Origin of the sequence: Aurantibacter sp., from assembly GCF_039941195.1 — a bacterium.
GTDB lineage: Bacteria > Bacteroidota > Bacteroidia > Flavobacteriales > Flavobacteriaceae > Aurantibacter_A.
The window spans coordinates 1-23,033 of sequence record NZ_JBDVFA010000103.1 but is presented as its reverse complement, the minus strand read 5'-3'; the positions used below and the strand labels follow the sequence as shown (position 1 = coordinate 23,033).

Sequence of the window (23,033 nt, the reverse complement as noted above, 5' to 3'; positions counted from 1 at the left end):
TTAAATATACCCATGAAAAAATCGAACTTTCTCATATACTTTCTATTTACAGCATTCTTAACACTAAATCTGAAAGCTCAAACTACTCCAAAAGTTTATACCAAAGGAGCCATGAAAGATATGGGAACTGAATATAACCTAAAGGTTTGGTTAGATACCTTACCCGACACATCGAATTTATTTGCTATGGGACCTTACGATAAAATGAAAGGTGAAATTACCGTAGTCGATGGCAAACCTTTCTATGCTTCCGCTTTAGTAGATAATAAAGCGATGGTTAGTCAAAGTTGGGATATTCGCTCTCCTTTTTTTGTCTATAGCAATGTAAAAGAATGGCAAGCCTACGATATAAATGGTTCATTAAATAGTATTGATGAAATTCAAAATAAAGTTGCGACGATTGCCATGAGTAAAGGTTATGATTTAAATGAACCCTTTGCTTTTAAAATTGAGGGTGAGATTGAACAGTTAACAGCTCATGTTGTAACCCCAAGAAGTGCTGACGTGGAAGGATATAGACCAGATATAAAATCTCAAAAATTTAATTTACACAAAGTCAAAGGGCAAATAATAGGATTCTATTCAGAACAACATCAAGGAATATTTACTGGGTCTAAAAGTTTTGTTCATGTCCACTTTTTAAAAGATGACCAAACTTTTATGGGACATTTGGACAAAATTTCATCCGGTAATAACCCTTTAAAACTTTATCTACCTAAAAAAGAATCCACTATTAAAACTGGTATGCGTGTTAACGATACTGATTTTTCTAAAGGCAGATTAGGTAATATTCAAAATATAGAAATCGATGATTTGGTTAAGTTTCACGGACATCTTTGCGATGGACTTGTTGTAGGGCATTTGGCATTGCGGCAAGCACTAAACGAATTGTATTTAGATGGAATTTATGATCGAACAAATACGCGTATTGTTAGTAAAGCTTCACCATGTTTAACTGATGCCGCTATTTACACTACTGGTGGAAGATATCAATTCAATACATTTTATGTTTCCGATGCTATGGATGAATTGTTTAGGGTACAACGAATAGATACAAAAAAAACAGTAGGCGTTTCAATGAAAAAGGGCCTTAAACCGAAAGAAATAGATGCGCTTGGAACACTAGCAGTAGAAGGAAAATTACCTGCTTGTGATATCGATAAATTAAAAATAATGGAAGACCAATTCACCGATATACTACTGACTACCAACCCCAAAAATAATTTTACAGTAACTGAACTATATGATTTTAAGTGGAATCCTGTTTTAAAAAATGATTACATTAAAACTGATATTCTAAATAAAAACAAACTAAAATGTATTGATTAAATTAGTTGTATTTAAAAATCATACACGATACTAATTCCGAATAACATGAGTAAAATTGAAGCTAGATTACTAGAGTTGGGAATTGAATTACCCGAAGTACCTAAACCTGTTGCAAATTATGTACCCGCTAAACGAACAGGTAATCTTATTTATGTTGCTGGTCAAATTCCTGTCGAAAATGGTGTAATAGTAAAAGGTAGACTCGGAAAAGATTTACCTTTAGAGGAAAGCAAACATGCAACAAAACTTTGCGCCATTGGGTGCTTGGCGGCTATTAAGACTATATGTTCATTAGATAAAGTAACTAGTATTGTTGCCATGCATGGCTTAGTGAATTCTACACAAGAGAATACTGAACAAGCGGATGCAATGAATGGTGCTTCTAATTTTGTAGTAGAAGTATTTGGCGAAGCTGGTAAACACACACGCACCGCTGTCGGGGTTAGTGTACCACATAACATTGCCGCTTCAGTTTATATGATTGCCGAAGTCGCGGATTAAAAATTAACTATTTTTTCAAACGTTTTGTTTTGCTTTATTCTCTATGTTATTATTTAAATTCGCTTAAGTAATAGCAAAGTCATTAATGAAACAAGTACGACTTCAGAAAACATCAGACCATTATTTCAAAAGGGCTTGGGAGGTTTACCAAGAAGCTTTTCCTATTGAAGAGCAAAGATCTTTCGAGGGACAAGTCAAAGTTTTAAAAGAAAATAATTATCATTTTGATATTTTACTTAATGGAGAAGAATTTATAGGATTTATCTTATGGTGGAATTTCGACACCTATAAATACATTGATCATTTTGCTACAGCGAAAGCACATCGGAATAAGGGTTTCGGAAAATTAATTCTCAATAAATTAATGGAAAGCACCGATAATCCTATTTTATTAGAAGTTGAATTGCCTACATCGAGCATAAACAAAAGAAGAATAAAATTTTACGAAAGAATAGGCTTTCAACTAAATCAACATTACTACGAAACACCACCTTTAAAAGTAGGTTTACCACCCTTACAATTATTAGTAATGTCGTATCCCGATCTTATTTCTAAAAATGACCTAGCTATTTTTGTTAAAAAATATCATCCAATTATTTTTAAAGATGATTAACATAGCTTTGTGCAATTAAAATAATTTATTGTTTGGTTCTCAAAAAAAATCCGACAATGAATAGAAAAGGTTTAAAAAATTTAGAATTGGAAATAATAGAGCGTCATAAAGGTGAATTCACAATTTCTACGGACATAAACAAATTAGAACTTTCCAAAATTCACAACTACCTAGCAAACGAGGCGGATTGGAGTGCAAATATTCCGATAGACACCCTTGCAATTTCCATCGAAAACTCACTTAATTTTGGTCTTTTCTTTGAAAACAAACAAATAGGTTTTGCTAGAATAATTTCAGATTATGCCACTATTGCATATTTAGGAGATGTTTATATACTAGAAGAATTTAGAGGGAATGGATTAAGCAAATGGCTTATGAGTGAAGTTATGGCACATCCAAAACTACAGGGCTTAAGAAGATGGATTTTGTTAACTGATACCGCTGAATGGCTCTATAAAAAATTCGGTTTTACTGCTTTGCCCAAACCCGAAGTTTATATGGAAAAACATAATCCTAACGTGTACAATCATTTAGGAGAATCACTTTGAAACAATCTAAATTCATACTTCCAATAATTGTAATCTCTCAACTCTGTTGCACCTCACTTTGGTTTGCCGGTAATGGGGTGATAAATGACCTAATAATTAATTTTAATCTTGAAGTTAGTGCCCTTGGTCATTTGACTTCTGCAGTACAATTCGGGTTTATTATCGGAACCTTAATTTTTGCCATGTTCACCATTGCTGACCGTTTTTCGCCGTCAAAAGTATTTTTAGTAAGTGCAATATTTGGCGCTTTATTTAATTTGGGAATTATATGGGAATCACATAATCTTCTGAGTTTACTCACTCTTCGCTTTTTTACCGGTTTTTTTCTTGCTGGCATATATCCTGTTGGTATGAAAATAGCTGCTGATTATTATAAAGAAGGACTTGGAAAATCTCTCGGTTTTTTAGTCGGGGCATTAGTAATTGGCACTGCCTTTCCACATTTACTAAAAGAAATAACTTCAACTTACTCGTGGAAATCTGTTTTAATAACCACTTCTGCGCTAGCTACGTTTGGCGGATTATTAATGTTACTATTAGTTCCTGACGGACCTTATCGCAAACCAAGTCAGCGCACAAATCTATCCGCATTTATTAGTGTATTTAAAAAGCAAGAATTTCGTTCTGCAGCATTTGGTTATTTTGGTCATATGTGGGAGCTTTATACTTTTTGGGTATTTGTACCTTTACTTCTAAAAACTTATAGTATCCTAAACCCCGCTATAGCTCTGAATATTCCATTATTATCTTTTATCATCATTGGTTTAGGTGGACTAGCATGTATTATTAGCGGCTATCTTTCCGAAAAAATAGGCACTAAACAAACTGCGACTATTGCATTATTATTATCGGGTTTATGTTGCCTAATTTCTCCCTTACTAATCACTACTCAATCAGAATATTTATTTATTGGATTTCTTCTTTTTTGGGGAATGGTTGTTGTTGCAGACTCGCCACTATTATCAACGCTTGTAGCTAAAAATGCACCCTCTGAAATAAAAGGTACAGCCCTTACCATCGTCAATTGCATTGGTTTTTCTATTTCGATAATCAGCATACAATTACTAACTTTTTTAATTGATATTTCTAATACTAATCTTATGTATATGCTGTTAGCGATAGGTCCAATTTTTGGATTAATAGCTTTACTAAAGAAACATAATAAAACAGTTGCTGTATTACCCTAATTAAGTATTTTACTTACTTAAAGTATTTATTTTATGTTGTAATAGATAGGACCTAACTTAAAAAATATTCTGTTTTTCTTATCTTATAATCAAATTACCATTTTACGCAAAAACACCTTTAAACTTATTTAATTTAATACTTAATTAAAAGCAATGAAAGTTACAGCAGCACATAATGAACGTATGGCGAAGATGACATTTTCATCTGTTTATCCGCATTACTTATCCAAGGTTGAAAAAAAAGGAAGAACAAAGGAAGAATTGCATACTGTAATTTCCTGGCTTACGGGGTATGATGATAAAAATATTGAATATTATGTAGCGAATAAAACTACTTTTAAATCGTTTTTTGAGAAGGCGAATTTAAATGCTAATGCCCATCTTATTAAAGGTGTTATTTGCGGGTATCGTATTGAAGAAATAGACAACCCTTTAACTCAACAGGTTCGATTTTTAGACAAACTAGTAGATGAGTTAGCCAAGGGCAGAAAAATGGAAAAAATACTACGCGTAGAAAAAACGTAATGCCAAAAATTTCTATGTCTAAAAATAATCTTACAAATAGATTTCTTTCCAATTTTCTATTCAACATTTAATTGCTAAATTGGTGTAAATTACATGACACTAACCACATATAAATATGATAATTTTAATAAAAATTATTAATAACTAATATGAGTTCATGATAAAGCGTTCTTTACTAATTGCCAGTTTATTTTCCTTTTTTTTTGTAACCTACGGTCAAGTTGAAAATCCACCTGAAAATGTGGTAATCACTTCAAAAAAGAAAGAGACCAAAGTATTTGAAAATGAAAGTGGTGTGTTACACGTAAATGTTTCACGAAAAAACATCAAAAATTTTAAGAAAAAGGGAGTTATTCTATACAGTGATTTTAATGCTATAGGTGATGGTAAAACGGATGACATGGATGCTATTGCGGCAACTCATGCATTTGCCAATGCGCACAATTTAAAAGTGAAGGCAGATGAAGGTTTCACTTATTATATTGGAGGAAAAGACCGTTCTGCAGTTATAAAAACAGACACCGATTTTGGAAATGCCTCTTTTATAATTGATGACACGAATATTGAAAATAAAGACACTTCTATTTTTCTAGTTCGTTCTAGCAACGAACCATTTAAACTAAATGGCTTAAAATCACTAAAAAAGAATCAAAAGAAAATTGATATTTCTTTGGAGGAATCGAGCTTGATTACGGTAACTAATTCCAATACAAAACACTACATCCGCTATGGATTAAACCAAGACAACGGATCAGATCAGACCGATATTTTCGTAGTAGATAAAAATGGGAATGTGGACATGGATGCACCAATAATTTGGGACTTTGACCAGATTACTAAAGCAACCGCTTTACCAATAGATAAAACAACATTATATATTACTGGTGGTCATTTTACTACTATTGCTAATAAGGCAGCCTCTAAATACACCTATTACAGTCGTAATATGGTAATTGGTCGTTCCAACGTAATTGTTGACGGTTTGGAACATCACATTAAAGGTGAAGGAGAACATGGTGCTCCCTATAGAGGTTTCGTAAGCACGCGCGACTGTGCTTATATTACCATTAAAAACACAATTCTTACGGGCCACAAAATGTATCGTACTATAGGTTCCGCAGGGAAACCTGTTTCTATGGGAAGTTATGATCTTTCACTTACACGGTCGCTTAATGTAACCGTAGAAAATTGTAGTCAAACAAACGACATTAATGATGGAGCTTATTGGGGACTTCAAAGTTCTAATTATTCAAAAAATCTAGTTTATGATAATTGCACCTTTTCTAGATTCGATGCACATAAGGGAGTTGCCAATGCAACCATTCGAAATTCAACTTTGGGTCATATGGGGATTAATGCAATTGGTTGTGGAACGCTAGTTGTTGAAAACAGTACCATAAATGGTAGAAATTTAATCAACCTGCGCTCTGATTATGGAAGTACATGGCAAGGAGAAGTATTTATTAAAGATTGTGTTTTTGTACCTTCAGGAGGAAGAAAACCTACCAGCGCTAGTTTATTTGGTGGAACGTATACTGGCAAGCACGATTTTGGATATATCTGTTATATGCCTGAAAAAATCACAATTGAAAATCTTCAAATAAAAGATACGAACCATCCTGATGACTATCTGGGTCCTGCAATTTTCAACAATTTTAATAAGAATATGACTGATGCCTCATACCAGGAAGAGTATCCTTCTGTAAAAACTAAAGAAGTTATTCTTAAAAATGTGACTACCGCGAGCGGAAAAGAATTAATGGTAAGTAGTAACCCCTATATGTTTAAAGACGTAAAAGTTATTACTAAATAATTTTTCCTAGAGTGCAACTATTTTAAAAGATGACAAACGTATTAGCAGCACAATTAAACCAAATAACGAAATTATCGGAAGAAGAGATTTTGTCTATTGAAGAAAGTTTTCCGATGAAGACTTTTGAAAAAGGTACATTTTTATTGAAACCAGGAAAAATAGCTAAAGACTCATATGTTGTTATTGAAGGTTGCATTAGAAAATATTTGCTTGAAGATGGTGAGGAGCATACGTTAGATTTTTATATCGAAGGAGATTCTGCTGCTGATATGCATAGTCTGTCAAGTAAAAAACCTTCTGCTTATTTTTTTGTTTGTAGTGAAAAAACAACTGTTGCCGTTTTAAATGCCGAAAAAGAAGCAGCGCTGTATAAAAAATATCCTCGCTTCGAAACTATATGTCGCGTAGAGTTTGAAAAAATGATGGGTGAAAAAATAGCCGGAATAGAACGGTTTAATGCGCTAAATCCTGAAAACAAATATCTCGATTTGTTAGCGAACAAACCAAGTTTAATTAATCGAGTACCGCAATATCAATTAGCGAGTTATCTCGGTATAAAACCAGAAACACTAAGTCGAATTCGAAAAAGAATTACAGAGAAATAGTAAACTACTATATTTTTTGAGCTACAATAAAATATTCGGTTGCTGGTTTATCAATTAAAATATCGGCTTCTACTATTTCGAAACCAGCTCTTGTTATAGACTCTTTTAATTCTACGATACTTAAAAATTTTAAATACGGTAAGATGCCAATTTTTTTTAAAAAGTAGATAATACACCCAGAAAAAACAGCTATAAATGATCTCTTTTCTTTTAGACAAGCGGTCGATGTAATAATACGTCCGTTTGGTTTTAATAATTTATTCATTCGGTTTAATACCTCTTTGTTGTCTTTAAAATAGAGCAATATATTAAACGCCAAAATAGTGTCGAAACTACCCTCCTCATATTTTGCATCGAATAATGTTGTTTGGGAAAATGAGATATTATCATATCCTTTTGCATTATTTTTAGCAATGGCTATCATTTTGGAGGATGTATCGAAAGCTTCAATCTTCTCGACCTTCTTCGAGAATGCTATGGCATATAACCCTGTAGCACAAGCGAAATCGAGTAGTACAGCATCTGCTTTTAAATATTTTGGCGTTCTCGCTAAGATTTGCTCATAGGTTTTGTCTTTCGCTTTTTTATCATAATTCTTAGAAAGCTTATTCCAAAATTTCTCAGATTTGTTCATGGTGCTTTTTTGAATATCATTGAGACAAAGTTCATAAAGATTAAATAACTATACATTGACTTCAATCAAGAAATGAAATTATTACCTCAAGCACCAATGGCAGCATATAAAATAATAGTGAAGCACTACTCATATTAGAATGCAAAATGCAAAGTATTTTTTATCTGTTTATGGTCCAGTACTTTTTTGTATTTTTAAATTAAGTATTAATCAATACAACACTCTCCCCTGTTCTAGCATTAACTGAAATTACTTCTTGAAATTAATTTACACTATCAATAATGAAAAATTACCTTACATTTTTAGTTTGCATTGTATTCATTAGTTGTACCACGGAAACAAAAAAATCCGAAATGGCTGAAGTAAATCAAACCACTTTAGCCAAACATATTGAACGGCTTGCTTCTGATGAATTTCTAGGGCGGAAACCATTTACTGAAGGTGAAGTAAAGACGGTAAACTATTTAGAGAATGCGTTTAAAGAATTAGGGCTTTCACCTGGAAATGGGACGAGCTTTTTTCAAGAGGTACCGATGGTAGAAATAACAGGAGCTCCTACTGAAAAAATGATTATTTCTGGTAAAGAAGGTAGTTTTAATTTAGACCTTTTAAAAGATTTTGTTGCAACCACCAATAAACAAGTATCTGAAGTTAGTCTTACTAATTCTGAACTTGTGTTTGCTGGTTATGGAGTTGTTGCTCCGGAATATGAATGGAATGATTATGGGGGTGTCGATTGGAAAGGTAAGACTGCTGTAGTTTTAATTAATGACCCTGGTTTTAATTCTGGTGATTCAACGTTATTTAAAGGTAATGAAATGACCTACTATGGTCGTTGGACGTATAAGTTCGAAGAAGCAGCACGACAAGGTGCCGATGGTCTAATTATTATTCATGATACAGAGCCAGCATCTTATGGCTGGAATGTAATTGAATCGGGTTGGACTGGTTCCCGATTAGTAATTACCAGTGATTTAACACTACTTAATGTTGAATCATGGATAAGCGGTGAAAGTGCTCAAAAAATATTTAATGCCTCCACTATGAAAGGTCAAGATTATAAAGCACTGGCAAGAAATAAAAACTTTAAACCCATTCCATTAGAATTAAATACCTCCGTTGCTATTAAAAACACTATAAAAAAAGATGTTTCTAAAAACGTCATTGCCGTCGTTCCAGGTACCGATAGAAAAGATGAATGTATAATTTACTCTGCGCATTGGGATCATTTTGGAATTGGTAAGGCAATTAATGGAGATTCAATATATAACGGAGCAATAGACAATGCTTCTGGTACTGCGGGTTTGTTGGCAATTGCTGAAGCCTTCAAAAAAAGTGATAACACAAAACGTTCTGTTGTTTTTATGGCGCTTACAGGGGAAGAGCAAGGCTTATTAGGTTCAGCATACTATGCAGAAAATCCAATATTTGATCCAAAAAAAACAGTAGCAAATATTAATATTGATGCTTTGGCTAGTCCAGGAGAAATGAAAGATTTGACGATTACCGGTTATGGTCAATCTGAAATGGACGAATATGCTAAAAAAGCAGCGCTGAAACAAAACCGATATATAATTCCTGATCCAGATCCTGAAAAAGGGTACTTCTTCAGATCAGATCATTTTAATTTTGCTAAAATTGGCATTCCTGCTTTATACGCTAGTGGTTCTTACGAAGGTTTTGAATATAGTATTGATGAAATAAAAGAGCTTAAGAACTATTATCTTATTAATAAATATCATCAACCCTCCGATGAGTACGATTCTGAAACGACCGAGTTAAGTGGCGTGCGATTAGATTTACAATTACTTTTTAATGTAGGTTTAAAATTAGCCAATGAGGATTACTTTCCAAAATGGAACGAGGGTAGTGAGTTTAAGGCCGCTAGAGAATAAGCATACCACTAATCTTCCCTTGGCATTCGCGTTTCTTTTTGTGCTATTTGATACACAAGTGCCGCAATTACAGTGGCATTAATTTTCATATCGCGTTCTGGAACATATTCTAAAGCATCTAAATTTGTATGATGTGTTACAGTGCTATAGTTTAATTTATCTTGAATAATCTGAAACCCTGGTATCTTATAATAATCGAAAACATCGTGATCAGTAAAATTTGTATTCTGAATCGTTAGATTATCCACATCTAAATGCGAATAGGGTGCTAACATTTCTTCAAAAATTGGTTTTACAGCTTCATTGCCTTGCAAATAAATACCCCGCATTTGTCCCGCACCATTATCCATATTTAAGTATGCAGAGATTTTCTCAACTTCCTTTTTACGTGTAGTCTCTTTTACTTTTCCATAGTGCTCTTGAGCATATGCCATGGAACCAACATAGCCTTGTTCTTCGCCTCCCCATAAGGCAATTCTAATCGTACGTTTTGGTTTTACTCCTGTTGCTTTAATAATTCGCATCACTTCCATCATTACAGCAGTACCTGCACCATTATCTGTTGCACCAGAAGCGGGGTGCCAGGAATCGAAATGGGCACCAATCATTACAACTTCATCCTTTAATTTTGAATCAGTCCCTGTAATTTCCCCTATTATATTTACATTGTTTTCTGGTTTTAAATAAAGTTCAGAATCTAAATGGAATTTAATTTTAGGATTTATTCCCCTTCCTATTAAACGGCTTAATTTTCCAAAATTTTCAGGTGAAAGTGCAAAATATGGTAATGGTTTTACATGACTTTCTCTAAAATTATAAGTGCCACTAGGGTGAAGAATACCTGGATAAAAAGGTGTAGTTCCTAAAATACTCAAAGCACCTTCTTCTTTTAAGAATTCAAAAAAGCCATCATTCTTTCTCATAATGCTATTAAAAATAGCGTCTATATTTTTTATTAATTCAACGTTTCCAATTGATGGCCCTAAAGGATTAGTAGGTGCTGGAACGATTGATTTTTCTGCTTCTTCAATTTCCTCTTCGGTATAACGAGTTGAAAGTGCATCGAACAACATATTTTGTTTTGGAGCTGCTCCAATAATAACTGTTTTTCCTTGCAGTTTACCACTCCATTCTTTTTTTACTTTTTCTAAATCATCATGATTTTCAATCCAGATTAATTCACCAATTTGTTCCCCTTTTGAACTTTCCGTCCATGCATACGGATAGGCTTGTATTTTCATGTATGCCGGCTCTGTCATTTCCATATTAAATGAGTTTACCTCCCAACCCATACAATCGTCACAATAATTTTCAAAATACACTTTATCTACACCCCAACTTTCCATCGTTTTCTTTGCCCATTCTGCGGCCGTTAAATATTGATCTGTTCCTGTTAATCTAGGACCATAAACATCAGACAGGTCTGTAACTAGGTTCATTACTTGAGATTTTTGAAAACCTTCGGTATTAATTTTAGCTAGGGCTTGTGATTTTGTTTGACTGTACATTGTAGCTGCTACAAGCCAAAATACTACCGTACATTTTTTGAAAATTCCTTTCATAATACTAATGGAGATTTAAATGGTTTGGATACTATGAATGTAATAAAGAAATATGAAAATCAGTCTACCTATATCACATTTATTAGTCCATCTGTTTTTACTGTAATTAGTGATTTCTATTTCGATTTGTATTCGTTAAATTGGGGGTACAAAACAAAAGATGTGACCAACAACTTTACACTAGACAAAACCAAACCAAAAACATTTTAAAACTCATGTTAAAAATCTCAAAATCACTTTTACTATTTGCAATTTTATTCGGAATAGTTATACAAACCTCAGCCCAAGAAAGTTGGGAAAAAATAACGACAATAGAAGACCTTTACGATAACTATCCTGCAATTGTATCAAATATGTTAGACCAATATAACTTAGACTACAAAGGTTTAGAACATGTAAAACAAGCTAAGGAAAAAGGTGATATAGTAGAGGCATCCAAACAATTATTAGCCTATTATCGCAACGGGCAAATGGCAAGTGACTTGCGAAAAGCCAAACCGCAAGAGACGAATAAAACAAATGCAACATCCGACACCACTTTAACCGATGTTTACATCATACAAAATGTGAGAGGAAAAGTTCCTGTGGGTGCCGATGGTCATCGCGATTGGTATTACAAAGGGCCAAATACGGATAAAGAATGGGCTTGGCTATCGAATCGGCATACGCAACTTTTTGAAGTCTATACAACCTATTTAAAAACAGGAAATCCGAAATACGCCAAATTCATGGATTTGTTTTTACGTGATTTTATCATCAAAAGCATGCCCTACCCTGCTGTTAAAAGCGGCACTTCAATATGGCGCGGATTAGAAGTGGCCGCACGCGCAAAAAGGTGGACTAAAATTTTCTATGGAATGATTAATAATGAGTATGTCACCCCAGCAACTAAAATTTTGATTTTATCAAGTTTACCCGACCATGCGCACTACAATAGAAATTTTCACTCACAAAACAATTGGTTAACAATGGAAATTTCGGCATTGGCAACTGTTGCTGCTTATTTTCCGGAATTAAAAAAATCTGATGATTGGTTGAACTATACTATAGAAACCATGACTGAAAGTATGAAAAAGCAAATTTATGCTGACGGTGTGCAAACCGAACTAACCTCGCACTACCACAATGTATCTATGTTACAATTTCAGTTATTTAAGAGTATCTGTGATAATGTAAATAAAGAGCTTCCTGATTTTTTCAATAAAACCATTGAGAATATGTATCAGTATATATCACATATGGTTCGCCCGAATGGGTTAAGAGCGTTAAACAATGATGGCGACAAAGGCAGTGATGTAAACTACATTTTAAATGGAGCAAAAAACTTCAATCACCCCGATTGGGAATATATTGCTACCAATGGCAAATCGGGAGTAAAACCTACTGATGGTCCTTCCTATTTTTATCCTTGGGCAGGGCATTTAATTTCACGAAGTGGTTTTGACAAAGATGCGCATTGGTCTTTCTTTGATATCGGACCTTGGGGCAGTGGACACCAACATAATGATAAGTTGCACCTCTCCATACATGCTTTTGGCAGAGATTTTTTGGTGGACGCTGGGCGTTTTGCCTATACAGGTGAAGTAGCTGAAAAATTCCGTCCGTACGCAAAAGGAAGTGTAGGTCATAACCTCATTCTAATTGATGGTAAAGGTCAAAAAGCAGGTCCAAGACTCGCTAAAAAACCTTTAGATAAATCTTATTTTAAACTAGAGAATGATTTTGATTATGCCTCCAATTCTTTTGATCAATATATAAATGTTGAAGGTGAAGCAAAACATACGCGATCTGTTTTCTATGTACGCGGTGAATTTTGGGTCGTTGTAGATCGCATTACAACGAACAAACCCAGAACTATTGATGCCTTATGGCATTGGCATCCGGAAAACAAAGTTGAACAGCACAAACAGATTGTTACCACAAGTAATGAGCGTGGTAATCTTGCCGTCATCCCAGTAGGGAAGCGAGAATTTGACATTAAATTTACCAAAGGTCAAGAAGTTCCTGAAATTCAAGGTTGGTATAGTCCCGAGTATAATCTTTTTGAACCCAATATTTCTAGTTCTTATACCGCACAAATAGCGTCAGACACTACCTTTGTTTGGTTACTTGTACCTTCTGAGGGGGCGACTCCAAAGTTAAAGACCAAAATTCTTAAAAGTGATTCGGATTTAATTGAGCTATCTGTAAAATCAAAAACAAAGTCATGGCAAATGACAATTCCATTTGAAAATAGTGCAAAGGCAAAATTAATAATTAAGTAACCAGAACCTGTTATACATTTATGAAAAAACAATTCAGGTTAAACATTTATCCAGAAATTAAAGTGATATAAAATGTCTTCAGAAAAAAACAAACCTGTAAAGTCACGATTACATCCTCGTAACAGAAACAGAGAACAGTATAATTTAGAGGCATTGGTAGCGACAACTCCTGAATTAAAACACTATTTAAAACCCAATAAAAAAGGTATTGCATCTGTAGATTTTGCAAACCCCATTGCAGTAAAGCAATTGAACAAAGCCATATTAAATCACTATTACGGAATAAAAAATTGGGAATTTCCAGATGAAAATTTATGTCCACCGATACCTGGTAGAGCAGATTACATTCATTACCTAGCAGATATTTTAAGTGAAAGTAATTTTGGAAAGTTACCCACAGGAGATAAAATTTCTTGTTATGATATTGGTGTTGGAGCAAATTGTATTTATCCAATTATTGGGGTAACGGAATATGGGTGGAATTTTATAGGTTCTGATATAGAATCAAAATCAATTGCTATTGCAGAACAAATTGTAGAAACGAATCCGTCTCTTAAAAATAAAATCAGCCTCCGATTACAGTCAAATTATAGAGCTATTTTTAAAGGTGCAATAGATAAACAAGAGCAAATAGATATAAGTATTTGCAACCCTCCTTTTCATTCTTCTATTGAAGAGGCTCTAAAAGGAACGCGTCGGAAAATAAAAAATCTATCAGGAAGAAAAGTAAAAAATCCAGAACTCAATTTTGCAGGAATTAGCAATGAATTAATTTATGAAGGAGGAGAGCAGCAGTTTATTCGAAACATGGTTTATGAAAGCAAGCACTTTGCAAAAAATATCTTTTGGTTTTCAACTTTAGTATCTAAAGAATCTAACCTTAGAGGAATTTATAAATCCTTAAAAAAGGTAAGCACCAATGAGGTGAAAACGATTGCTATGGGTACCAGTAACAAATCTAGTCGCATTGTAGCTTGGACATTTTTTTCCAATGAAGAACAAAAAGAATGGCGTGCAACCCGTTGGAAATAAGTAAAAAGAGTGAAGATTGTAACAATTACGCTTTTCATTTGTCTATATAGAAAACGACCATAAATGAAAAACACAGCTGTATTTCTAATACTGTTATTAGGATTAATTTCTTGTCAAGAGTCAAAAAACAATGCTTATAATGTAGGACAGCAATCGATAACATATACCGATGAATCTCGCAATAGACCGCTTCCTACAGAAATATGGTATCCCACATTAGATACCATAACAAATACTTCTCTTGAAACAAAAAACAAACCACTTTTCAAAACTATTCCGACCATACCAAATGCGCGTATGGTGAATGAAAAATTTCCACTTCTAATGGTATCTCATGGCACGGGAGGCAGCAGATTTTCGTTGACATGGTTTATCGAAAAAATGGTAAAAGAAGGATATATTGTGGTTTCCCTTGATCATTATGGCAATTCTACTTTTAACAAAATACCTCGCGAATTTGTAAAATGGTGGGAACGTGCCATCGATGTACAATATGTACTTACTCAAGTTTTAGAAGACCCAAAGTTTGGAAAACAAATAGATACTAGTAGAATAGGAGGTGTTGGCTTTTCATTAGGCGGATATACCAATATTGCATTAGCCGGCGGTTATGTAGATAGAAGTATGCCTAAAAATGGTAATGATGAAAGCAGGGTATTACCGGCAGAATTTCCGGATACCGACGAAGTTATAGACTTTGAAAATGACAGTCTTATTGTTGCTTCTTACCATCAGTATAAAGATTTGGTAAAAGACGAACGCATAAAATCATTTTTTGTAATGGCACCTGCCATCGGATTCGGATTTCATTCTAAAGCACAGACAGCAAAAATAACAGCACCTGTATACATTGTAGCTGGTAAAGGAGATACAACTGCTCCTGTTAAAAGTAACGCAGAAAAATTTGATAGTTTAATTGATACGAGCACTTTGCATTTATACAATGCGCAAGTTGGTCATTATGTATTTTTAAATGAAGCTACCGAATTCGGAAAAGAAATATTACCAGCAATCGCTGTTGACCATGAAACTGTGAATCGAAAAAACATTCATGAAGAAACTTTGCAGCTAGCCATCGATTTTTTCAAAAAAACATTGTAAAGTAGAATGTAATAGCTTTGTATAGAAAGCTAAGCAAAAGTGAGGCCTTCCTCCTGCCCTACTTTTATTATTGAAACTATTATGAAACCAATTAGCCACTTTCTATTTGCTCTCTTTATTACTTTTTCTAGCACTTCTCAAATAGTAAAAAAACCATTACCAGAAAAACTGGTCGTGCTCACTTTTGATGATGCCCCAGCTAGTCAATATTCCGTAGTTGCACCTTTATTAAAAGAGTTTAATTTTGGAGCCACATTTTTTGTTTGTGAATTTCCACCGAATTATAAAGACAGTACGCTTTATATGAATTGGAGACAGACAAAGGCATTGGACCAAATGGGATTCGAGATTGCCAATCATACCCAAATGCATGCCAATGTTTCGAAATTATCCCCGAAAGAATTTCATAAAGAATTGGCTTATATTGAAAATAAATGTGACTCTTTAGGTATAGTGAAACCTACAAATTTTGCCTATCCGGGGTACGGTCTAAATGCCGAAGTATTGCCGTTTTTAGAGGAGCGCGGATACCAATTCGCCCGTGCTGGTGGTAGTCGGATTTATGACCCTCTGGAAGATCATCCATTTTTAATTCCCAGTTGGGCTACCAATGCAAAGAATAAGACCGAAATTTTGTCGGCACTCAATAAAGCCAAAGCAGGAAACATTGTTGTGCTAACCTTACATGGTGTGCCAGATATTGAACACCCATGGGTAGATACACCACCCGAATTATTTAAGGAGTATTTGCAGTATCTAGCAAAGAACAACTTTACAGTTATTTCACTAAGGGAATTAGGTTCCTATATAAATATTGAAAAGGCAAAAGAATTAATTCAGCCAGATTTAAATAAAGAACTCAGCAATTAAAAATTACCAAGTCCTTTTTTCATACTAAAATATTATCGTGTAAAAATCTCTTGGTGCATTACGTTACCATCAACGTCTTTATGCTCAAATTTCAATTTCGCTTTATCATCCTCATGATAAACCTCACCAGATAAATATCCCCCTTTAACTCTAAGAAAACGATGCAGTGGTTTTACATTCTCTTGTTCCCATCCCCCAGCATGACTATCGGACCCAGCACCAGTACAAAATTCCCATAAGTTAGAATCTTCTACATGGCTAACATATTGCCAATGGCGATCGCCATTACACATGTAAATATTATCATGCTTGTTTATGAAATCTCTAATAATATTTCCTTCATGTTCGAAGGCTTTATTGGAATGATTATCATTTTTCCCTTTTGGCCTATCGGGGCCAATAATTGGCGATGCAGAAATAATCACTTTAAAAGTAGCATCAGAGGCGTCAATGGTTTTAAACAACCATTCTCTTTGTGTTTCCCCAAGAATTACTTTATCCGGTCCGTCTGGATCAGTATTCTTACTGCGATAATTTCTACCTTCTAAAACCCAAATCTGTAAATCTTTACCCCAACGAATCGTTTTATATGTTTTATCGTTGGATGGAAACTGTTCGTTATCAAAAATCTCCAGTCCGCGTTCAAAGGAGACTGTACCATAGGTAGTACCCGGAAAAGCATCATCCTTTAAGGTATCATGATCATCTTTCATGAAATAAGAAGTGGTGTTGCTATAAAAATTTCTTTGAAAGGGAAGTGCAAATATGCGATCCCATTTAAAGCGCATTAATTTTTCGGTAAATGCATAGGGGTTTTTCTTATCGTAATATTCAATATCTCCGGTATGAATAAAAAAATCGGGATTATCTTTTTCTAGCGCTTTATAAATGCGGTGTCCTTTTTCGTTATCCCTTCTATTGTAATCGTGACAACTAACAATCCCGAAAGAGATTTTTTGCTGCACATCGTTACTTGGGGGTGTATTAAAAGTTCCGGATATAGTATTGGTTTTACTATGTTTAGCTGATTTTCTAGCACTGAGTGCGACAGTATATTTCGTATTTGGCTCTAAATCTGTCAAGCGCCATTGTTTGGTAAAGTTTTTAGTAGCATCTACCTCCATCCAATCTACTGTGATTTTAGCGGCCATATTAGCTGCAGGGTAATAAGAAAGTTGCACTTCACCAGCACTACCAGGGCAAGCCCCATCCATATCTTTAAGTGATAGATTTTTAGGAATCTGCACACTTTCTAAGAACGCCCCATCTTTTAGTTTCGAATATTTTTTATGGTCTTCATTCGTTATTTCGGTAAACAAAGTACCATTAGAATTGAGTTCCGGATTTGCGGTTAAACGCGTCCATAGTACAATCGAATTTTGATCTGCCCAACCATTGTGTATTCCGTTACCAAAAAAAGGTGCCGATTCGGTATTTACAAAATTTGGTAAAATAATGGCAGCTGTTGATACTGCTGTAGTATTTTTAATAAACTTTCTTCTTTTCATACGATAAACTACACTTAAAATATGGTTGATTAATTGCCGTATGAATGTAATAAATATAAATACAACAAGTATTGATTCTGACAACCATTCTTAGAAATGTAAAAAAACCACAAATCAAATTATTTACAACTAAAAATTACACTTTAAAAAGACAATTAGGCCGAAATATATTGTACGGAATAGTTTACATTTAACAACTTACAATTGTTAGAATGGTTTTAAGTATGATTACTGAACTTCCATTTTCGCATCTACAAGAATTTAATGATGAGTGGAGATTTTAATGACGACATTCCTGTTTACAACAAAATAGCAAACTATAATGATTTAAAAGTTGAGCCTTTTGATGTAAACAAGAGGTACACAAAACCCCATAAGCACAATAAATATTTAGAGTTGGCTTATTTTACCAAAGGCAGTGGTTTCCATTATGTAGATGAAGAAGCCTTAGCAGTAACACCACCGATACTTTTTTTAATACACAAAAATCAGGTACATCATTGGCATATCGATGCTATTCCTGAGGGTTATGTGATTATTATAAAAGCATCTTTCTTAGATAATGTTTTAGATAAGTCAATTCAGATGCAATTGATAGAATTAAAAGCACTTCAAAAAGTAGTGATAGCGGATAACGACGAGGTAATAAATATTTTATTTAAGGCCTTGTGTTTAGAGATGAAAGCAACAAATATTAACCAAGAAGTTGTTGAAAGTTGTTTAAAAGCCTTGCTGTCAAAAATTATCGCGGTATCAAATATCACCAAAGATCAAAACAATACTTTAGAACATGGTTTTATGGAGTTATTATCTGAAGACCTCAACAATAGTGTAGACTATTATGCCAATAAGCTAAACACATCGGCACAAAACTTAAATGCGGTATGCCAAAAAATATTCGATAAAACAGCATCAGGTGTTATAACCGAACATTTAGTAAAAGAAATAAAAAGGCAATTATTATATACCTCAAAAAATATAAGCAGTATAGCCTATGATTTAAATTTTAAAGACAATTCTAACTTCACCAAATTCTTTAAACGTCATACCCAATTAACCCCCTTACAATTTAGAAAAGCATCAAAATAACAAGAAGTACCATTTAATTGTAGAATACACCAAAACACCCTATTTACTGATAGTAACTTGCGCCATAGTATCAACAACCAATTTTATATATGGCCAAATACCAACAACTATTAATTTATACGTTTATAGTATTATCAACTTTTAGCACTTACGCACAGCTAAAAGGTAAAATTATTGACGAGCAAGGCATACCGCTAGAATACGCAACAGCGGCATTATTCAATCAGAACGATAATTCGTTAATAACTGGAGTAATTACCGATTTAAATGGTGTATTTCTTATAGAAGATTTAAAAAGTGGCACCTATTATTTAGAAGCCTCTTTTATAGGGTATGACGTAAAAAAAATTAGCGACATCACCTACACTACTAAAACAGTTAAAAATTTAGAACCCATACAATTAACCTTAGGCAATCAGCTAAATGAAGTAGTTATAAAGGGTGAACGTGCCACCGTAATTAACAAAATTGACCGACAAGTATTTGATGCACAAAAATTTAAAAATGCACAAGGTGGTACTGGTGTTGATGTCATTCGGAATTTACCGTCAGTAAGTATCGATGCGCAGGGAGAAATAAGTGTACGTGGTAGTTCTGGGTTTATGGTTTTATTGAATGGCAAACCTACCCAAGGAAATACTAGTGCATTAATGGCGCAACTGCCAGCCAATGCTATCGAGCGTGTTGAAGTTATTACTGCACCATCTGCAAAATATGACCCCGAAGGCAAAGCTGGCATTATAAATATAATCACTAAAAAGGGAGCAACCGATGGCGTTTACGGACAACTAAATATTAAAGGAGGACTACCGTCAATAGAAACTTATGATAACGATAAATACCACCAGCGTTATGGCATAGATGCCACCTATAATATTAGAAATGAGAAATGGAATATTTCTTTAGGTGCTAATTATCAAAGAAATGATTTAGGCGGACGTAGAGAAGGTGATGTATATACCATAATTAATGACACAATAACACAGTTTCCATCTACAGGAGAGCGTAGTTTTGACGAAGTTAATTACAACGGAAGGTTAACGGTAGATTTCACTCCAGATAGCACCAACACCTTTTCGTTAGGTTTCTTTGCCGGTAAGCGTAGTAAAGACCGTTTGGCCGATATTGTTTATTATAATAACAATGCAAGAACCCCAGCAGATAATGTAAATAGCTTTCGCACTTTTCAATATTATAATCACAATTTAAGAATACGAAAAAGTGATTTTGCTTTGGGTAGTTTTGATTACGAACATATCTTTAAAAACGATGCACGACTATCGACCTCCTTCTTGTATGAATATACGCTCTTAGGCGGCCCCACTGTTAGTCAGAACTTAGGAGAACCAGATCGTTCAATTTTATATCAAGATGAATATAACACCAATGACAATCCTTTAAATGGAGTGCGTCTACAGGCCGATTATCGTTTTAAACCTTTTACTTTCGGCACTTTGGAAATTGGTTATCAGTTTCGCAATTTAAATCACACTGGCGATTTTGTTTATGAAAGACGAACAGACTATAATGATCCTTTTCAACTCGTTCCTGAATTTTCGAGTGAAGTAGATTTAAAGCGAAATATAAATTCTGCGTACATCCAATTCTCAGGTAAAAGCAAGCAATGGAATTACGCTGCTGGTGCTCGTATTGAAGCTATGAATAGAACATTAGAGTTGCGCGACAAGGCCAATACAGTAGACACTACATATACGTACGATTTCACCAAAATATATCCATCAGCTTCTTTACAATATGCCGTAAGTGAAAGGGCAAATATAAAGGCTTCGTATAGTAAAAGGGTTGAGCGAACACCTACCTTTAAAATGAATCCGTTTCCGGAACGGGAACATTCAGAAACTTTGGAACAAGGTGACCCCACCTTAAAACCAGAATTTATTGATCTCATAGAATTAGGAATTACTCAGAAACTAAAAGGTGGAAATTCTATTTTTGCCACCGCTTATTTTAGAAATGTAAAAAATGTGGTAAACCGGGTCAATACTATTTATAACGACACCATTTTAAACAGAATATATTCGAATGTAGGTACGGCAAAAGCAATCGGATTAGAAGTTGGCGCGCAATTAAAAGCTACGCAAAATTGGTCTAATTTTTTAGGAGCCAATATTTACAATTATAATATTGATGGTTCTTTTGATAATCAACCAATTAATACCGAAGCAACTGTCTATTCTATTAATTTAAATTCCACATACAATTTTTGGGAAAATGCATCGCTACAATTTACTTTTAATTATTTGTCTGAGAGAATAACGGCCCAGGGTGAAGATTCCCGTTTTTATGCTCCGAATTTAACTTTTCAGAAATCGTTTTTAAATGATAGGCTAACGGCAACCTTACAATGGCAAAATATAGATATGGGCTTGTTAGATACTAACGAACAGCGCATAACCACTTATCGACCAAATGAATTTTATACGACTACCAATTATGTGTACGAAGTAGATATGATATTGCTTAATGTTGCTTATACTTTTAAGAACGGTAAAAACAAAGCGAAGTTTATCGACAGTGAATTTGGTAAGCGCGAATTTTAAAGTAAATGTCCTTAAGGAGTAGTTTCTCTATTGAAAGATTATAAATTATCGAGCGGACTAGCAATCTTGGCCAGACTACGTGGAGTAACCTTGGTATAAATCTGCGTGGTTTTTATAGAATTATGCCCTAGTAATTCTTGTATAAAACGCATATCGGCCCCAGCTTCTAAAAGGTGTGTCGCATAACTATGTCGAAGACCGTGTACTCCAATTTTCTTATTTATTCGTGCCTTTCGCATAGCCCTTTTAAAAACCTGCTGTACAGACCCTTTTGAATATGCACCCCCGTACTGCCCTTCTAACAAGTATTCTTTTGGGTGGTATGCCTTAAAATATTCGCGAAGTTCTGTAAGTAAACTACTAGGCAAAGGCACATAGCGGTCTTTTTTACCCTTTGCAGCAACTACCCTAACGACCATTCTACTACTATCTATATCTTCAATCTTTAATTTTACCACCTCAGAAACACGTAGCCCCATTCCATAACACAGTTTTAGTGCCAAAAGGTGCTTGGGGTTGGTAACTTGATTTAAAAGTCTTTTTACTTCTGCCTTACTCAACATTTTAGGCAACGTAATCGGTTTTTTAGGGCGCGGAACATCGAAAAACATACGTTCTTTATGCAACACTTTTTCAAAATAGAATTTGATACCGTTAATTTTTCCATTTATTTTTCGTTCGCTCATTTGTTCCTCATTTACACAATAGAGAAAATAATCCTTAAGTTTTTTAGGAGTTAAATCTTCAACAGGATAATCTTTTATCAGTTTAAGTAGATGAGCGAATTCAGCTAAATAAATACGTTTTGTATTTTCACTATAGGCCTTAAGTTGAAGTTGTTCGTTCATAGCAAGGTAGGCCTGTATATTTTTTGGGTGTAAATCTGGAAGCGTCTTAGAAGTAGGTTTGCTCTTTTTTAGGCCAATTTTTTCTCTTATTATCGGCAAGTCTGGCAGGTACCAAGCTTTTTTGGTTTGACTCCATTTAACGGAAGGAAATCGCGCTCGTAGCGCATTTTTTAAACTCAATTTATACGGAAAATAAATTAAGATTACATTTTGTTTGCGGTGAACTGCTGTTGTGAAGGTATATTGGGTAAAATTCATATGATCATTCTGTATATCATTTTTTAAATATACAATATTGATATACAAAATGAACAATACCCTTAAAATTTCTGGGGGCCTATTAATATTGGGTTACTATAAATAAATTGTATTTTAGTGTTGTATACAAAACATGCACATATTTATGTGTTGTACTGCAATTTTTTGACCAAGTTTGTTCTTTTTTTACCGCCACTGTTGTGTAGTATTGCAATGGGAAATTCAAAGATTTTATCGGGAGGATTATCCATGAAAATGGATTTCAAGTTCTTATCGCTTGTCATCGTGGA

General features: G+C 34.2%; 20 protein-coding genes. 16 read left to right on the top strand and 4 right to left on the bottom strand.

Going from position 1 to position 23,033, the window contains the following annotated elements; genetic code table 11:
* Positions 1 to 12 precede the first annotated feature (12 nt).
* From ABJF52_RS17855 to ABJF52_RS17820, 8 genes are all read left to right on the top strand, one after another.
* Positions 13 to 1,329, top strand: coding sequence for an acetolactate decarboxylase (locus ABJF52_RS17855; protein ID WP_348153353.1), 1,317 nt, complete (start codon positions 13 to 15; stop codon positions 1,327 to 1,329).
* 45 nt (positions 1,330 to 1,374) lie between these two features.
* Positions 1,375 to 1,830, top strand: a complete 456-nt coding sequence (locus ABJF52_RS17850; RefSeq protein ID WP_348153351.1) for a RidA family protein — start codon at positions 1,375 to 1,377, stop codon at positions 1,828 to 1,830.
* Positions 1,831 to 1,915: 85 nt separating this feature from the next.
* Positions 1,916 to 2,443 carry a GNAT family N-acetyltransferase gene (locus tag ABJF52_RS17845; RefSeq protein ID WP_348153349.1) on the top strand — a complete coding sequence of 176 codons (528 nt, stop codon included), beginning with the start codon at positions 1,916 to 1,918 and terminating at the stop codon, positions 2,441 to 2,443.
* A 56-nt stretch (positions 2,444 to 2,499) separates the two neighbouring features.
* Positions 2,500 to 2,991 (top strand): GNAT family N-acetyltransferase, encoded by a 492-nt coding sequence (locus tag ABJF52_RS17840; RefSeq protein ID WP_348153348.1) that lies wholly within the window; start codon positions 2,500 to 2,502, stop codon positions 2,989 to 2,991.
* The gene (locus tag ABJF52_RS17835) at positions 2,988 to 4,178 is read left to right on the top strand and encodes an MFS transporter (RefSeq protein WP_348153346.1); all 1,191 of its coding nucleotides are present in this window, start codon (positions 2,988 to 2,990) and stop codon (positions 4,176 to 4,178) included. The genes ABJF52_RS17840 and ABJF52_RS17835 overlap by 4 nt, the downstream gene beginning before the upstream one ends.
* Positions 4,179 to 4,331: 153 nt before the next feature.
* Positions 4,332 to 4,703: a DUF2200 domain-containing protein gene (locus tag ABJF52_RS17830; RefSeq protein ID WP_348153344.1), complete on the top strand. Its 372-nt coding sequence runs from the start codon at positions 4,332 to 4,334 to the stop codon at positions 4,701 to 4,703.
* 157 nt (positions 4,704 to 4,860) lie between these two features.
* Entirely contained in the window at positions 4,861 to 6,516 is a 1,656-nt protein-coding gene (locus ABJF52_RS17825) for a hypothetical protein (RefSeq protein WP_348153342.1), read from the top strand.
* A 29-nt stretch (positions 6,517 to 6,545) separates the two neighbouring features.
* Complete coding sequence (locus tag ABJF52_RS17820; RefSeq protein ID WP_348153340.1) at positions 6,546 to 7,121, top strand: Crp/Fnr family transcriptional regulator; 576 nt, start codon at positions 6,546 to 6,548, stop codon at positions 7,119 to 7,121.
* Between the two features lie 7 nt (positions 7,122 to 7,128).
* Here ABJF52_RS17820 and ABJF52_RS17815 read toward each other — a convergent pair whose 3' ends face one another.
* On the bottom strand, positions 7,129 to 7,770 hold the full coding sequence (locus tag ABJF52_RS17815; protein WP_348153478.1) for a methyltransferase domain-containing protein: 642 nt from the start codon (positions 7,768 to 7,770) through the stop codon (positions 7,129 to 7,131).
* A 338-nt stretch (positions 7,771 to 8,108) separates the two neighbouring features.
* On the opposite strand from ABJF52_RS17815, the gene ABJF52_RS17810 reads away from it, so the two are divergent.
* Entirely contained in the window at positions 8,109 to 9,650 is a 1,542-nt protein-coding gene (locus ABJF52_RS17810; protein WP_348153338.1) for a M28 family metallopeptidase, read from the top strand.
* A gap of 8 nt (positions 9,651 to 9,658) precedes the next feature.
* Here ABJF52_RS17810 and ABJF52_RS17805 read toward each other — a convergent pair whose 3' ends face one another.
* Complete coding sequence (locus ABJF52_RS17805; protein WP_348153336.1) at positions 9,659 to 11,212, bottom strand: M20/M25/M40 family metallo-hydrolase; 1,554 nt, start codon at positions 11,210 to 11,212, stop codon at positions 9,659 to 9,661.
* 33 nt (positions 11,213 to 11,245) lie between these two features.
* Between ABJF52_RS17805 and ABJF52_RS17800 the strand changes: the two genes are divergently transcribed.
* The 5 genes from ABJF52_RS17800 (at position 11,246) to ABJF52_RS17780 (ending at position 16,479) form a co-directional block, all read left to right on the top strand.
* Positions 11,246 to 11,422: a hypothetical protein gene (locus ABJF52_RS17800; RefSeq protein ID WP_348153334.1), complete on the top strand. Its 177-nt coding sequence runs from the start codon at positions 11,246 to 11,248 to the stop codon at positions 11,420 to 11,422.
* 5 nt (positions 11,423 to 11,427) lie between these two features.
* Entirely contained in the window at positions 11,428 to 13,476 is a 2,049-nt protein-coding gene (locus ABJF52_RS17795; RefSeq protein WP_348153332.1) for an alginate lyase family protein, read from the top strand.
* A 72-nt stretch (positions 13,477 to 13,548) separates the two neighbouring features.
* On the top strand, positions 13,549 to 14,508 hold the full coding sequence (gene rlmF, locus ABJF52_RS17790) for a 23S rRNA (adenine(1618)-N(6))-methyltransferase RlmF (protein WP_348153330.1): 960 nt from the start codon (positions 13,549 to 13,551) through the stop codon (positions 14,506 to 14,508).
* A 63-nt stretch (positions 14,509 to 14,571) separates the two neighbouring features.
* A complete protein-coding gene (locus tag ABJF52_RS17785) occupies positions 14,572 to 15,609 on the top strand; it encodes a hypothetical protein (RefSeq protein ID WP_348153328.1) in 1,038 nt (345 codons plus the stop codon).
* A gap of 81 nt (positions 15,610 to 15,690) precedes the next feature.
* Complete coding sequence (locus ABJF52_RS17780; RefSeq protein WP_348153326.1) at positions 15,691 to 16,479, top strand: polysaccharide deacetylase family protein; 789 nt, start codon at positions 15,691 to 15,693, stop codon at positions 16,477 to 16,479.
* A gap of 32 nt (positions 16,480 to 16,511) precedes the next feature.
* Here ABJF52_RS17780 and ABJF52_RS17775 read toward each other — a convergent pair whose 3' ends face one another.
* Positions 16,512 to 17,987, bottom strand: coding sequence for an alkaline phosphatase D family protein (locus ABJF52_RS17775; protein ID WP_348153324.1), 1,476 nt, complete (start codon positions 17,985 to 17,987; stop codon positions 16,512 to 16,514).
* Between the two features lie 264 nt (positions 17,988 to 18,251).
* Here ABJF52_RS17775 and ABJF52_RS17770 point away from each other — a divergent pair, with 264 nt between their 5' ends.
* Both ABJF52_RS17770 and ABJF52_RS17765 read left to right on the top strand, forming a co-directional pair.
* Positions 18,252 to 19,076, top strand: a complete 825-nt coding sequence (locus ABJF52_RS17770; RefSeq protein ID WP_348153323.1) for a helix-turn-helix transcriptional regulator — start codon at positions 18,252 to 18,254, stop codon at positions 19,074 to 19,076.
* An 89-nt stretch (positions 19,077 to 19,165) separates the two neighbouring features.
* A complete protein-coding gene (locus ABJF52_RS17765) occupies positions 19,166 to 21,637 on the top strand; it encodes a TonB-dependent receptor (RefSeq protein WP_348153321.1) in 2,472 nt (823 codons plus the stop codon).
* 38 nt (positions 21,638 to 21,675) lie between these two features.
* Here ABJF52_RS17765 and ABJF52_RS17760 read toward each other — a convergent pair whose 3' ends face one another.
* A complete protein-coding gene (locus ABJF52_RS17760) occupies positions 21,676 to 22,743 on the bottom strand; it encodes a tyrosine-type recombinase/integrase (RefSeq protein ID WP_348153319.1) in 1,068 nt (355 codons plus the stop codon).
* Positions 22,744 to 23,033 lie beyond the last annotated feature (290 nt).